Annotated in this window: 11 protein-coding genes; 6 read left to right on the top strand and 5 right to left on the bottom strand. The window is 67.3% G+C overall.

What is annotated here, in order from left to right:
• Positions 1-14 precede the first annotated feature (14 nt).
• Together kynA and ABD104_RS08310 are read left to right on the top strand one after the other, a co-directional pair.
• Positions 15-869 (top strand): tryptophan 2,3-dioxygenase, encoded by an 855-nt coding sequence (gene kynA, locus ABD104_RS08315; protein WP_343927368.1) that lies wholly within the window; start codon positions 15-17, stop codon positions 867-869.
• A 140-nt stretch (positions 870-1,009) separates the two neighbouring features.
• The gene (locus ABD104_RS08310) at positions 1,010-2,200 is read left to right on the top strand and encodes an amino acid aminotransferase (protein ID WP_087838415.1); all 1,191 of its coding nucleotides are present in this window, start codon (positions 1,010-1,012) and stop codon (positions 2,198-2,200) included.
• Between the two features lie 23 nt (positions 2,201-2,223).
• Here the strand turns inward: ABD104_RS08310 and ABD104_RS08305 are convergent, their stop codons facing one another.
• Together ABD104_RS08305 and ABD104_RS08300 are read right to left on the bottom strand one after the other, a co-directional pair.
• Positions 2,224-3,228: a Bug family tripartite tricarboxylate transporter substrate binding protein gene (locus ABD104_RS08305; protein WP_343927367.1), complete on the bottom strand. Its 1,005-nt coding sequence runs from the start codon at positions 3,226-3,228 to the stop codon at positions 2,224-2,226.
• A 36-nt stretch (positions 3,229-3,264) separates the two neighbouring features.
• The gene (locus ABD104_RS08300) at positions 3,265-4,080 is read right to left on the bottom strand and encodes an alpha/beta fold hydrolase (RefSeq protein WP_343927366.1); all 816 of its coding nucleotides are present in this window, start codon (positions 4,078-4,080) and stop codon (positions 3,265-3,267) included.
• 123 nt (positions 4,081-4,203) lie between these two features.
• Here ABD104_RS08300 and ABD104_RS08295 point away from each other — a divergent pair, with 123 nt between their 5' ends.
• Complete coding sequence (locus ABD104_RS08295; RefSeq protein ID WP_343927365.1) at positions 4,204-5,109, top strand: LysR family transcriptional regulator; 906 nt, start codon at positions 4,204-4,206, stop codon at positions 5,107-5,109.
• 7 nt (positions 5,110-5,116) lie between these two features.
• Here the strand turns inward: ABD104_RS08295 and ABD104_RS08290 are convergent, their stop codons facing one another.
• From ABD104_RS08290 to ABD104_RS08280, 3 genes are read right to left on the bottom strand one after another with little or no spacing between them, the layout of a single operon-like run.
• Entirely contained in the window at positions 5,117-6,436 is a 1,320-nt protein-coding gene (locus tag ABD104_RS08290; protein WP_343927364.1) for a protoporphyrinogen/coproporphyrinogen oxidase, read from the bottom strand.
• Positions 6,433-8,085, bottom strand: a complete 1,653-nt coding sequence (locus tag ABD104_RS08285) for a thiamine pyrophosphate-dependent enzyme (RefSeq protein ID WP_343927363.1) — start codon at positions 8,083-8,085, stop codon at positions 6,433-6,435. Before ABD104_RS08285 ends, ABD104_RS08290 begins: the two co-directional genes overlap by 4 nt.
• A gap of 46 nt (positions 8,086-8,131) precedes the next feature.
• Positions 8,132-9,268, bottom strand: a complete 1,137-nt coding sequence (locus ABD104_RS08280; RefSeq protein WP_343927362.1) for a porin — start codon at positions 9,266-9,268, stop codon at positions 8,132-8,134.
• Positions 9,269-9,665: 397 nt separating this feature from the next.
• Here ABD104_RS08280 and ABD104_RS08275 point away from each other — a divergent pair, with 397 nt between their 5' ends.
• Genes ABD104_RS08275 through ABD104_RS08265 form a run of 3 tightly spaced genes read left to right on the top strand, consistent with a single transcriptional unit; the run spans position 9,666 to position 12,377 of the window.
• Positions 9,666-10,655, top strand: a complete 990-nt coding sequence (locus ABD104_RS08275; protein ID WP_343927361.1) for an ABC transporter substrate-binding protein — start codon at positions 9,666-9,668, stop codon at positions 10,653-10,655.
• A 29-nt stretch (positions 10,656-10,684) separates the two neighbouring features.
• Positions 10,685-11,461 (top strand): ABC transporter ATP-binding protein, encoded by a 777-nt coding sequence (locus ABD104_RS08270; protein ID WP_343927434.1) that lies wholly within the window; start codon positions 10,685-10,687, stop codon positions 11,459-11,461.
• A gap of 4 nt (positions 11,462-11,465) precedes the next feature.
• Positions 11,466-12,377: an ABC transporter permease gene (locus ABD104_RS08265; RefSeq protein WP_087779911.1), complete on the top strand. Its 912-nt coding sequence runs from the start codon at positions 11,466-11,468 to the stop codon at positions 12,375-12,377.
• Positions 12,378-12,706 lie beyond the last annotated feature (329 nt).

The following is a 12,706-nucleotide window of genomic DNA, read 5'->3' as shown; positions in this document are numbered from 1 at the left end:
CAGGACGTTCCTCCATGACTGCCTCCCGGCAAGACACCGACGCATCCCCCGCCTCGTGGCACAACGCGCAGATGGATTTCTCCAAATCCATGAGCTATGGCGATTACCTCGGCCTAGACCAGTTGCTGGGCGCCCAGCATCCGCTGTCGCCCGACCACAACGAGATGCTGTTCATCATCCAGCACCAGACCAGCGAACTTTGGATGAAGCTGATGCTGCACGAGCTGTTCGCGGCCCGCGCCTGCATCCAGCGCAGCGAGGTGGAGCCGGCCCTGAAGATGCTGGCGCGCGTCTCGCGCATCATGGAGCAGCTGGTCCATGCCTGGACGGTGCTGTCGACGATGACGCCGTCGGAATACAGCAAGTTCCGCCAGTACCTGGGCAGCTCGTCCGGCTTCCAGTCGTTCCAGTACCGGCAGATCGAGTTCGTGCTGGGCAACAAGAATGCCGCGATGGTGGCGCCGCATGCGCATCACCCCGAGCGCAAGGCACTGGTGGAAGCGGCGCTGGAAGCCCCCTCGCTGTACGACGAGGCGCTGATGCTGATGGCGCGGCGCGGCTTCGCCATCGCGCCGGAGCGCCTCGCGCGGGACTGGACCCTGCCCACGCAATACGACGCCTCGGTCGAGGCGGCCTGGCTGAAGGTCTACGCCGATCCGGATGCCTGCTGGGACCTGTATGCGCTGGCGGAGAAACTCGTGGACCTGGAGGATGCCTTCCGCCAATGGCGCTTCCGCCACGTGACGACGGTGGAGCGCGTGATCGGCTTCAAGCGCGGGACCGGCGGCACGGCCGGGGTCAGCTACCTGCGCAAGATGCTGGAGGTCGTGCTGTTCCCCGAGCTCTGGCAGATGAGAACGAATTTGTAACCCCCCCTACGCGCTGACGCGCGCCCCCCAGGGGGCGGCACTGGCGGACCGGCGGAGCCGGATCCGCTGTGCCCTGGGTAGAGCGGCGCTTGAAAGGCGCCGCTCTATAATCGATCGATAGTTCCAAGGAAAATCGTTCCATGTTCGAGCACGTTCCCCGCTATGCCGGCGATCCCATCCTGTCGCTGGTGCAGACCTTCCTGAAAGACCCGCGCGAGCACAAGGTCAATCTCAGCATCGGCTTCTACTACGACGGCGCCGGCAAGGTGCCCGTGCTCGGCAGCGTGAGCCAGGCCCGCGACCGCATCGACACCTCGGTGCCTGCGGTCTACCTGCCGATGGAAGGCGATGCCCAGTACCGCAAGGCGATCCAGGAAACCGTGCTGGGCGCCGGCCACCGCGCCGTGGCCGAGGGCCGGGTGGCGACCATCCATACCCTGGGCGGCTCGGGTGCGCTCAAGGTAGGCGCCGATTTCCTGAAGGCGCATTTCCCGGGCAGCGAGATCTGGATCAGCGATCCCACCTGGGAGAACCACTACAACATCCTGGGCGGCGCGGGTTTCCCCATGCATGCCTTCCCGTACTACGACGCGGCCACCAACGGCATCCGCTTCGACGAGATGCTGGCCACGTTCGAAAAGCTGCCCGAGCGCAGCATCGTGCTGCTCCAGCCCTGCTGCCATAACCCGACGGGTATCGACCCGTCGCGCGAGCAGTGGCTCAAGATCATCGACGTGCTGGTCGCCCGCAACGCCATCCCGTTCTTCGACATGGCCTACCAGGGCTTCGGCGATGGGCTGGAAGAGGATGCCTGGGTCGTGCGCGAAGTGGCCAACCGCGGCATCGCCATGCTGGTGGGCAACTCGTTCTCGAAGAACATGTCGCTGTACGGCGAACGCGTGGGCGGACTCTCGGTGGTCTGCCCCACCGCCGACGAGGCCAGCCGCGTGCTGGGCCAGCTCCAGGCCACGGTGCGCAAGAACTACTCCAGCCCCGCGCTGTTCGGCAGCCGGGTGGTCAGCACCCTGCTGAACGACCCTGCGCTGCGCGAGGAATGGAAGGGCGAAGTGGCGCAGATGCGCACGCGCATCCATGCCATGCGCAAGGGCCTGCGCGACCGGCTGCACGCCCTGCGTCCGGACCTGGACGTGGATTACTTCGTCAACCAGCGCGGCATGTTCAGCTACACCGGACTGAACCCGGCGCAGGTCGATCGGCTGCGCGACGAGTTCGGCGTCTACCTGATCCAGTCCGGCCGCATGTGCGTGGCCGGACTGTTCGAGGCCAACCTGGACTACGTGGCCGCGTCCATGGCCAAAGTGCTGGCCTGATCCGGGCCGAAGCGACATCCGGCTCAATCGAGCCGGATGTTCGCCTTGTCGATCACCTGGCGATACAGGCCGCGCTCTTCCTTGACCTGCCCTGCCAACGCCGCGGCATCGACAGCGGGCACGTCAAACCCGCGCTCGTTCAGTTGCCTGACGAAAGCCGGATCGCGCAGGATGTGGTTCAGGTGCGCATCCAGTCTGGCCCTGGCCTGGGTATCCATGCCCGCGGGCGCAAGCAGGCCAACCCAGCTGTCCACCGCCGCCAGTGCCGGATAGCCGCGCTCGGCGAAGGTGGGGATGTCGGGCAGCAGCGGGCTACGCTGGCGGCCGGTAACGGCCAGCGCGCGCAGCTTGCCCGCCTGCACCTGGGGAGCGACATTGGTGACGGTATCGAAGGTGGCCGTAATATTGCCGCCCAGCAAGCTGCTCATGGCCGGTGCCGCTCCCTGGTAGGGAACGTGCAGCATGGCGATGCCCGCCGATTGATTGAGCAGTTCGCCCAGCAGATGGGTGATGTTGCCATTGCCGAACGAACCGTAAGAGACGCTGCCGGGCGTCCTCCGGGCCTTGTCCACCAGCGCCGCCAGGTCGTTCAGGCCACTGCCGCTGCTCGTGGAAAACACCATCTGGTTGGTGCCCACCAGCGCCACCGCCTCCAGGCGCTTCACGTCGAACGGTAGCTTGGCATAGAGCTGCGGAATGATGGTCAGCGTGGAATTGGGCGCCAGCATCAGCGTGTAGCCATCCGGCTGGGCTCCGGCCAAGGCGGTGGCGGCGATGATCGTGGCAGCCCCGGGCTTGTTCTCGACCACCATGGGCTGGCCGGTGCGCTCGGAGAAATCCTTGGCGAGGATGCGCCCGACCAGGTCCATGGCGCCGCCGGGCGGATAGGGCACCAGCAGCTTGACCGGCCGCTCCGGATATCCGGCCTGCGCATGCGCCACTGAAGGCACGGCGGCAACCAGCCAAAGCATGGCCAGGGCCGCGAGCAATGACGATGTTCCTGCCAGAAGCGTTCTTGCGATGAACATGGGGGTACTCCAGGTCCGGGGTGGAAAGACGGAGATTCAGGCGAAGTGCGCGCGCCCGGCCACGGCACCCAGGAACGCGCGCAGGCGGGCGTTGAAGGCCGGAGCCCGCTCGATGTTCAGGAAATGGCCGCAGTCCTCGAAGATGTCCAACTCGCTGCCGGCGATGGCACGAGCCATGGCCTGCATCTGTCCGACCGGCGCCAGCTGGTCCTGCCTTCCGCCCAGTACCAGCGTGGGCACGCGAATGTCGCCAAGCGCCAGGTAGGGCTGCAAACGCGTGCGCACCGGCACGATCTGCCGGTATTGGTCCAGCCGCAGGCGCAGCAGGCTGTCGCGCAACAGGGCCACGACGTCGGGCGCGGTGGCGGGCCCCATCAGCTTGGGGAGCAGGCTGTCGGCCAACGCTTGCTGGGGCCGCTCGGACTCCAGCGGCACCAGGCGGTCGCGCGCGAACTGTTCGCCATCGGCCACAGGCGCGTCGGCCGGCCGGCAGGCCGCGAGCACCAGGGCGCTGACCCGCTCCGGGGCGCGCGCATAGACGGATTGGATCACCAAGCCGCCCATGGACAGCCCCACCAGCGGCGCGCGCGCCAGTCCCAGCCTGTCCATGACTGCCAGCACGTCGGTGGCGAAGTCGTGGAAATCCAGCTTGCCGGGAATGTCGTCGCTATGGCCGTAGCCGCGCAGGTCCAGCGCCACGGCGTGGTGGTCGCGGCCGAAGTGCTCCAGCTGATCGCGCCAATTGTCCAAGTTGCCCCCGACACCGTGCACGAACACGATGGGCTCGCCCCGGCCGTGCGATTCGTAGGCGATGCGAGGCGAGCCGGAGGTGAGCTGATATCCTTGATGCATGGGTGTCGCCGCCCTCGAAAAGATAGGAAATCTTTGGTGGAAGCCCATTCTATGCATGCCTTGAAGCGGCATGCTAGATGGCTTTGGGCTACCTCGGACATAACCAATGGATATGAGCCGCGTATGGATGCCAAGCTGCAGCACTTTCTTGCGGTGTACGAGCACCGGTCGCTGGGCAAGGCGGGCCGGGCGCTCGGCATGTCGCAGCCCGCCCTGAGCAAGAGCCTGCGCCAATTGGAACAGTCGCTGGGCATGACGCTGTTCACCCGCCATGCCTGGGGCGTAGCGCCGACGGTGTACGCACACACGCTGCTGCCCTACGTGCGGGCGATCGACATGCAATTCGCCGCCGCCCAGGAAGAACTGGAGGCGCTCAAGAACGCGCACATCGGCGTCGTGCGCGTGGGCAGCGGCGCCGGGGCATCGGCTTCGCTGCTGCCGCGCACGCTGCTCAGGCTGTACGGCGAGCGCCCCGGCATGCAGGTCTTCGTGGAGGAAGGGCTGTACCACCCGCTGGTGATGGGCGTGCGCGAAGGGCGCCTGGACATGGCCGTGACCATGCTGACCAACCTGGAGCTGCCGGCAGCGCTCGGCCATTGCCGGCTGATGGCCGATCCCTTCCATGTCGCGCTGGCGCACGACCATCCCCTGCGCGGAATGCCGGGGCGGTCATGCCTGCCGCGCCTGCGGGACTATCCCTGGGTGCTGCCGCCGCAGAACGGCGTGCTGCGGCCACTTCTGGTCGCGCTGTTCAAGCAGCTGGAGCTGCCCGCGCCCACGGCCACCGTGCAAGGGGTCTCGATTCCGTGCTCCGCGGAACTGCTGCGCAAGGGCCGCTTCCTGACGCTGCTGCCCGAATCCGTGCTGCGCCACTATCCGGACCTGGCGGTGCTGCCCCTGCCCGAACTATGCCTGCAACGCGACCTGGTCGCGATCTGGAACCAGGAGATCCCGACAACGCCGGCGGCCGAGTATTTCCTGGCCCTGTTGCGCGACGAAGCGGGCCGGGCGCCCGCCAGCGCGGGCTAGCCGCGCCTTATCGCCAATGCCGCGCGATGGCGGCCGCCGCCTCGGCGCCGCTGCGGCAGGCGCCATTCACCAGCGATTGCGCCAGGTAGTCGCCACAGTAATAGACGCCGCGACGCTCGGCGCCCTGCCAGGCCAGGAACCGCGCGACCTTGCGGCCATATCCCGGATAGAAGACGGGCAGCTTGCAAGCGATCCACTGGTTGTATCGGTAGACCAGGCGCCGATCGAAGCCTGGTATGCGGGCGCGTATCTCGGCGCGCAAGAGACGGTCGACATCGTCGGTGCAACCCTGCTCCTGGGCCTCCCGCACGGCTTCCGGCGTCAACTGGCAATAGAGGATGGACTTGGCCTCGCCGGCATCGGCGGGCGCCGCCATCTGCTGCCAGGTCGCGATGCGGGTCGACCGGCTGCGCAGCGAGAACTCGAGGGCGGGCGCAAGCTCGCCGCGCAGCGCATAGTGGACGATACCCAGGCTGTTGTAGCGCACGGCGTCCAGCAGCGCGCGCTCCTCGTCCGATTGCCCGGAAACCAGCTTTCCCGCGTATTGCCCTTGGGTCGCGCAGACGACGATATCCGCCGCGGCCTCGAATTCGCCGGCGCCCTGGCGATACCTGACGACGGAAGCCGCCGGGGCCGCGCGCATGATGCCGGTCACCCGGGCTCCGTACTCGATGGCGAGCTTCTCGGCCAGCGCGGCGGTCAGCCGTCCCATGCCTCCCCGCGGCACGTGGACCGTATCGAGGCCCAACAGGCTGGGGGTGGTGCTCAGGTAGAACGAGGCGGAGATGTCCTCCGGATTCCAGCTGCGCGTCCCCCGGAACACGGGCTCGACCAGGCGCTCCAGCACGCGCCGACCGGCCACCTTCCGGATGTAGTCCGCAAGCGTTACGTCGTCGTAGGCCAGCGCCGACGCCGCATGATCGGGATCGGTGCGTCCGCGCAGCCAGGCCAGGTGCAGCCCCGAGCGCAGCAGCCCCGCCCGGTCGCGCCACCCCAGTCCGGGCGTGCGCAGTGCCGCGAAGCCCGGCATCAGGTCTATCCGGTATGTCGCGTCGTCCGTGCGGCAATCCGCACCGAGATTCCTGAGCGGGACCAGGGTATCGCGCAAGCCCAGCTCGTCGATCAGGGCCTGCAGTTCACTGCCGAAGGGATAGAGCAGCCGGGCGCCCGTGTTGTACGGAATCGGCCCCGCCCGACCCTGCGCCACACGCCCGCCGGGCTGGTCGTCCGCCTCGAGCACCTTTACCTGGAAGCCCCGCTGCTGCAGGCGGAAAGCGGCGGTCAGGCCGGCGATGCCGGCGCCCACGACGATGACGGACCGGCTCATTGCGGCTTCCCCACGGTGGCGGGCAGGACCAGTTCCAGCAGGGACGGCCCCGCCGCATCCAGCGCCCGCTCGAGCGCCGGCAGGAAGGCGCCGGTCTCTTCGATGCGCTCGGCATGCGCGCCGAACGCCCGCGCATAGTCGGCGAAGGACGGATTGTGCAGGTCGGTCCCCACCGCACGGCCGAACAGCCGCAACTGGCTGCCGCGTATGGCGCCGTACCCGCCGTTGTTCACAACGACGATCAAGATCCGCAGGCCGTGCTGCACGGCAGTGGCCAGCTCCTCGGCATGCATGAGGAAACAGCCGTCGCCGGCCACCGCCACCACGGGGCGCGCGGCATCGGCCAGGGCCGCGCCGATGGCCGCCGGCAATCCGTACCCCATCGCGCCGCTCTTCGGTCCGAGCATGCGCCCTCCGCGCCGCAAGGCGAAGTAGCGATGCAGCCAGACGGCATAGGCGCCGGCGCCCACCGTCACCACGGCCTGCGCCGGCAGCCGTTCGCGCAATTGCTCGAACACCTTGCGCAGATCGACCGGGGCGTCGCAGGCGCCGCTGCCCACGAAGCGCTCCCTGGCCGCGCGCATGCCCGCCAGCCAGCCCTCGTCCGGCCTGGCCTGCACGGGCAGGGCCTGCAGGGCGGCCGCGAATTCGCAGGGATCCGCCTGGATCGCCAGGTCGGCCTGGTACACCCGGTTCAATTCGCCGGCCTCGGCATGCACGTGCACCAGCGCCTGACGTGGCCGGGGCGCGTCGAGCAGCCTGAATCCCCCGAAGCCGCCGGCGCCGAACGTGTTGATCTCGCCCAGGCGCACGTTCACGGCCAGCACGAGATCCGCCTGGGCGATCCCTTCGGCCAGCACCGGATCGATGCCTATGCCGGTCTCGCCGGCGAAGTGGGGATCGGCATGATCGACCAGGTCGCCCCGCCGATAGGCCGTCGCCACCGGCCAGCCGCAACGGGCGGCAAACGCGGCCATCCGGTCGAGCGCCGCGGCGTCCCAGCCGCTGCCTCCCAGCAGCAGCAAGGGCTTGCGCGCACCGGCGCACAAGCCCTGCAGCCGGGCCATGTCGTCCGCCGGCGGCGCCGGGCGCACGGGCCGAGAGGGCTGAAGGTCCGCCACGCACGCGTTCTCGTGCATGACGTTCTCGGGCACCACCACGACGACCGGGCCTTGGCGGCCCGACATCGCCGCCTGCCACGCCCGGGCCAGGACTTCCGGCACCCGCGCCGCCTCCCCCACCTGCAGCACGCTCTTGACCACCGGCCGGAACACTTCGCCCAGGTCCGGCCCGCCCAGCGGGTCGCGTCCCGCCTGCCCGGCGGCGGCCTGGCCGACGATGAGGAGCAGGGGCGCGGCATCGGTCTCGGCCGTATGCAAGGCCAGCAGCGTATTGAGCGCCCCCGGCGCCCTGGCAGCCAGGCATACCCCCGGCTGGCCCGTCACCTGGCCCAGCGCCTGGGCGGCATAGGCCATGCCTCCTTCGTGGCGGAAGCTGGTGAGCCGGATGTCTGCATGGCGCGCCGCGAGGGCATCGACCATCTCGAGGATGCCTTCGCCGGGTATGTGGAAGACGTGGCGCACGCCAAAGCCATGGAGTGTGTCGGCCAGGATGTCGGCGCCGGTGCGGGAGGAAGTCGGAAGGGTCATGAGCGGAAAAGCGCCCGCGAGGCGGGCGCACTGCGGCGGGACGGGTTCAGAACAAGTGGAAGATGCCAGCCAGCAGCATCGTCTGGTTGCGGGTGCTCGAAGCGCCCGAGGTGCTGCCGAACAGGATGTAGGCATTCTCGGCGTCGCCGGCGGCGCGCTGGTGGATCGCCGCCAGTTGCAGGATGGTGCGCTTGGAGAGGAAGTAGTTGGTCATCAGGTTGATCTGGTGATACTTGGGCTCGAAACCGGTCGCGTCGACCTTGCCGAAGGTATAGGTATAGCCCGCGCCGAGCTGCCAGCTGGGATTGACGGAATAGGTAAGGTTCACGTCGACGTTCTGGTATTTGACGTCGGTCACGGGCAGGCCCGCCACCGTCCCGCCCATCCGGTCGAAGCGGCTCTGGGTATAGGCGGCAGCGTACTTGAAATCGCCCGCCTGGTACTCGGCCGCGACGCCGAAGGTAGTCATCGACTGCGGGCTGATGGTGGCGGCGCTGCGCTGCGAGCTGGGAGTCAGGGCGGGGAACAGGATGGTGTTCCAGTTGCCTTCGGACACGGCGCTGGCCGGATTGTTGACCCGCATGTAGGCCGCGGCGACCGAGAAGTCGCCGGACTTGTACTTCAGGCCTATGCTGTGGGCGCTGTTCTGCTTGCCCGATCCGGCCACTTCCCCGAAGCTGTAGACGGCGCCGGCCTGGAAGCCGTTGATCACGGGCGACACGTACTTTACCGAGTTGTTCAGCCGGAACTGGAAGTTCAGGTTGTCGACATCGCCCGGGTGCGCCATGTATCCGTTCCACTTGCCGGTGGGCACATAGGGAGCGAGGAACGAGGCCACCATGTCGTACTGGCGCCCGAAGGTCACCGTACCGAGCGCGTTGTCGTTCAGCCCCACGTAAGCCTGGCGGCCGAACAGCCGGCCGCCCTGGCGCGAGGTGCCCGTGCTCATGTCGAAGCCGCTCTCCAGCGTGAACAATGCCGAGCGGCCGGAGCCCAGGTCCTCGGTCCCCCGCGCCCCCCAGCGCGAAGGGCCCGTCGCCAGGCCCGTCACGCTATGGCCGGCGCTGTTGTTCACGTAGCGCAGGCCGCTATACAGGAAACCGTAAAGCGTCACGTTGGACTGCGCATGCGCAATCCCTGCCCATGCGACCGCCGCGGCCGCCCCGACCAACCATTTCTTCATGCTTTTCTCCGCGCCAAGCGGCCCCGTGTTCTCGATGAATTGAAGGAGAGGTTCTTGCGAACCGCCGGAAGGCGCACAGACTCGCCTTCCCGCCGGGCAGACTATGGAGGTTGCACCGGCCGAACAAGAGCGCGGGCGCACACGGTGCGGATTTCCTAGCATTCCGGGTTGCATCGCCACAATTTGCCGCGCGGGCCCGGCCCGCCGCCGGGCCGGGCCATGCGCCGCATGCGCCATCTAGGAAATGAGCAAGAACATCTAGGCGATCGGGACTCGTCCCTTTACGCATGGGGACGGCACGTTGTTCGATGCTAAAAATTCGCCATTCCAAGGCTCTCTTCCCTCAACAGCGCCCGTGCCGGCGACCGCCGCGGGGGCCTCCACCGAGTCCATCGCCATGCTCCAACACCGCCTCCTTTCCCCGCGCGCCGCCGTCCTCCACGCGGCCGCGGCAGCCATGCTCGCCTACTCCTGCGCAGCCATGTCGGAAACCGTGATTGGCATCGCCAACCTCGGTCCCCACCCGTCCATCGCGCAGACCATCGAGGGCTTCAAGGAAGAGATGGCCAAGCGCGGCTACGTGGAAGGCAAGAACGCCAGCTATGTCTATAGCGACGCGAACTTCACCCAGGCGCTGATGCCCCAGATGTTCACGCAGATATCGTCGCGGTCGCCCGACCTGATCCTGACCATCACCACTTCGGTTTCGCAGACGGCGCTCTCGGCGGTGGTCAACCGCAAGACGCCCATGGTGTTCGCCATGGTGACCGATCCCGTCAAGGCAGGCCTCGTGCCGAACTGGCAGCAAGGCGGGACGCGCTTTACCGGCGCCTCGGACATGCAGGACTTCGATGCCGCGCTCGCCTTCGGCAAGAAACTCTTTCCCAAGGCCACGTCGTTCGGCACGCTCTACAACCCCGGCGAGGTCAACGACGTGGTCACCACCCAGAAACTGGAAGAGGCGGCCAAGCGCGCGGGCTTGAAGTTCGTGCCGGTCAGCGTCGATGCCGTGGGCGACATTCCGCAGCGCGCGCAGCTGCTGCGAGGCGTGGGTTTTGCCTACGTCACCGGCTCGAACCTGGTGCAGTCGGCCATCCCCGCCGTGGCGGCCGCGGCCAAGCAGCTCAAGTTCCCGATCCTGAGCTCGGAAACCGAATTCGTGAAAAGCGGCATGGCCGCCGCCAACTACGCCGTGTCGCTGAAATCGATAGGCACCAACGCGGCCGTGCTGGCCGACCGCGTGCTCAAGGGCACGCCCACCTCGCAGCTTCCCGCCGCGCGTCCCGGACCGGACGACTACGTGGTCACCATCAACAAGGCCAAGTTCAAGGAACTGGGCCTTGCCATCCCCGCTTCGTTCGACAACTGCGCATGCTTCGTCGAATGAACGTGCTTCCGTACCAGGGCTTCATCCCCATGCTAAACGTCCATCAACTGCAGAAAATCTTCCATGCGGGTACGCCGGACGAGCGCGTCGCCATCGACGGCGTCTCGCTCACGCTGCGGCGCGGCGACTTCGCCGTCGTGGTCGGCGGCAACGGCGCCGGCAAATCGACACTGCTGAACATGCTCGCCGGCGAGGTCCTGCCGGACGCGGGCTTCATCCGCATCGACGACCAGGAAATCACGCGCCTGCCCACCTACAAGCGGGCGAAGTACATTTCCCGCGTGTTCCAGGATCCCTCGGTGGGCACCGCCGCGGCGCTGAGCATCGAGGAGAACCTCGCCGTCGCCGCGCGCCGCGGCGCCAAGCGCACCTTCGGCCGCGGCCTGACCACGGCGATGATGGCCGAGTTCCGCGCGCGGCTGGAGACCTTCGGCCTGGGCCTGGAAAACCGCATGAAAGCCCAGGCCGGCCTGCTCTCGGGCGGCCAGCGCCAGGCCCTGTCGCTGCTGATGGCGGTGCTGCGCGAACCCCAATTGCTGCTGCTGGACGAACATACCGCCGCGCTCGACCCGAAGACGGCCGAGAAAGTGATGCAGGTGACCTCGCGCGTGGTGGCCGAGACCGGGCTGACCACGCTCATGGTGACGCACAACATGAGCCATGCCATTACCTACGGCGACCGACTCATCATGATGCAGCAGGGCCGCATCATCGCCGACCTCACCGGCGAACAGAAACGCGGCATGACCGTCGAGCGCCTGGTGGCCGCTTTCGACGACGAATCCCATCTTCTCGCAGCGGCATAACCCTATGAATTTCCTCTCGACGTTTCTGAACCTCGTTCCCATGGGGATGATGCAGGGCCTCATCTACGCCTTGATCGCCATCGCCGTGATGATTCCCTTCCGCATCCTGAGCTTTGCGGACATGACCGGCGAAGGCACGCTGGCCTTCGGCGCCTGCGTGACCGCCAAGTGCCTGGTGATCGGGCTCGAACCGGTCTCGGCGCTGCTGATCGGCGCACTCGCGGGTTTCCTCGGCGGCAGTGCCACTGCCTACATCCACGAGAAGGTCAAGATCAACACGCTGCTGTGCGGCATCCTGGTCCTGTCCATGCTGTACTCGATCGACATCCGCGTCATGGGCCAGCCCAATACGGCGCTGTTCAACTTCCCCAACCTGTTCGCCTACCTGCCCGGCGACGACGGCAGCCTGACCAACCGCATCGTGTTCCTGGCGGCGGTCGACGTCGTGCTCATCGGCCTGATTTTCTGGTTCCTTGGCACACAGCACGGCATGGCCATGCGCGCGCTCGGCTCCAGCCAGGCCATGGCACGGGCGCAGGGCATCAACGTGAAGGCCTATACGTTGGTTGGCCTTGGCCTGGCCAATCTCATCGCCGCGCTGGGCGGCGGGCTGCTGGCGCAGAACCAGGGCTTTGCCGACGTCAATATGGGATTCGGCACGCTCATCAATGGACTGGCGTCGCTGCTGCTGGGCGAGGCGATCATCGGCAATCGCACCATTTTCCGCCAGGTCGCGGCGCCGGTGCTCGGGTCGGTGGTGTATTTCCAGCTGATCTCGCTGGTCCTGGCCTTTGGTTTCCAGCCCTCGGACCTGAAGATGGTGACGGCCCTCTTCGTGCTCGTGACGCTGATCAGCCTGGTGCGGCGCAAGCCCGGGCGCAGCCCGTCGCGGGCGATTCGGGCCAGCAGCGCCTGATGAGATGCGGGGCGGCCGGCGCTTAGCTGAATCGACATTGATAGCATGCAGATGGCTTAGTCTTCAATTGCTGGAGAGTTGAGTTCTTGATCCGTCCTTGGCCGGTGGGGCGGGGCGGCCCGCTCTCGGGGCGCAGCGAAGCCGGTCCCGGCTCCGCCGGGACTTCCCGGAGTTGGCGCGGTCGGCGGGGCGGGCGTGAACTCGCGCGGGGACAGTCCCCCGGACTGTCCCTAGTCGGACCTGATTTATTCATTTTCGCAGACGAAGCCGCTGCTGACCGACCCCAGGCCGCTGGGAGCCGCCAAGATCATCGCCTGCCGAACACCGAT

This window comes from Pigmentiphaga daeguensis, from assembly GCF_039523035.1.
Classification (GTDB): domain Bacteria; phylum Pseudomonadota; class Gammaproteobacteria; order Burkholderiales; family Burkholderiaceae_B; genus Pigmentiphaga; species Pigmentiphaga daeguensis.
The sequence above is the reverse complement of the archived record's forward strand: the minus strand, read 5'-3'. Positions and strand labels throughout refer to the sequence as shown.

Coding starts and splice junctions, on each gene's coding strand:
- kynA (WP_343927368.1), top strand. CDS start 15: ATGACTGCCTCCCGGCAAGACACCGACGCATCCCCCGCCTCGTGGCAC.
- ABD104_RS08305 (WP_343927367.1), bottom strand. CDS start 3,228: ATGTTCATCGCAAGAACGCTTCTGGCAGGAACATCGTCATTGCTCGCG.
- ABD104_RS08295 (WP_343927365.1), top strand. CDS start 4,204: ATGGATGCCAAGCTGCAGCACTTTCTTGCGGTGTACGAGCACCGGTCG.
- ABD104_RS08310 (WP_087838415.1), top strand. CDS start 1,010: ATGTTCGAGCACGTTCCCCGCTATGCCGGCGATCCCATCCTGTCGCTG.
- ABD104_RS08290 (WP_343927364.1), bottom strand. CDS start 6,436: ATGAGCCGGTCCGTCATCGTCGTGGGCGCCGGCATCGCCGGCCTGACC.
- ABD104_RS08300 (WP_343927366.1), bottom strand. CDS start 4,080: ATGCATCAAGGATATCAGCTCACCTCCGGCTCGCCTCGCATCGCCTAC.
- ABD104_RS08270 (WP_343927434.1), top strand. CDS start 10,685: ATGCTAAACGTCCATCAACTGCAGAAAATCTTCCATGCGGGTACGCCG.
- ABD104_RS08275 (WP_343927361.1), top strand. CDS start 9,666: ATGCTCCAACACCGCCTCCTTTCCCCGCGCGCCGCCGTCCTCCACGCG.
- ABD104_RS08265 (WP_087779911.1), top strand. CDS start 11,466: ATGAATTTCCTCTCGACGTTTCTGAACCTCGTTCCCATGGGGATGATG.
- ABD104_RS08285 (WP_343927363.1), bottom strand. CDS start 8,085: ATGACCCTTCCGACTTCCTCCCGCACCGGCGCCGACATCCTGGCCGAC.
- ABD104_RS08280 (WP_343927362.1), bottom strand. CDS start 9,268: ATGAAGAAATGGTTGGTCGGGGCGGCCGCGGCGGTCGCATGGGCAGGG.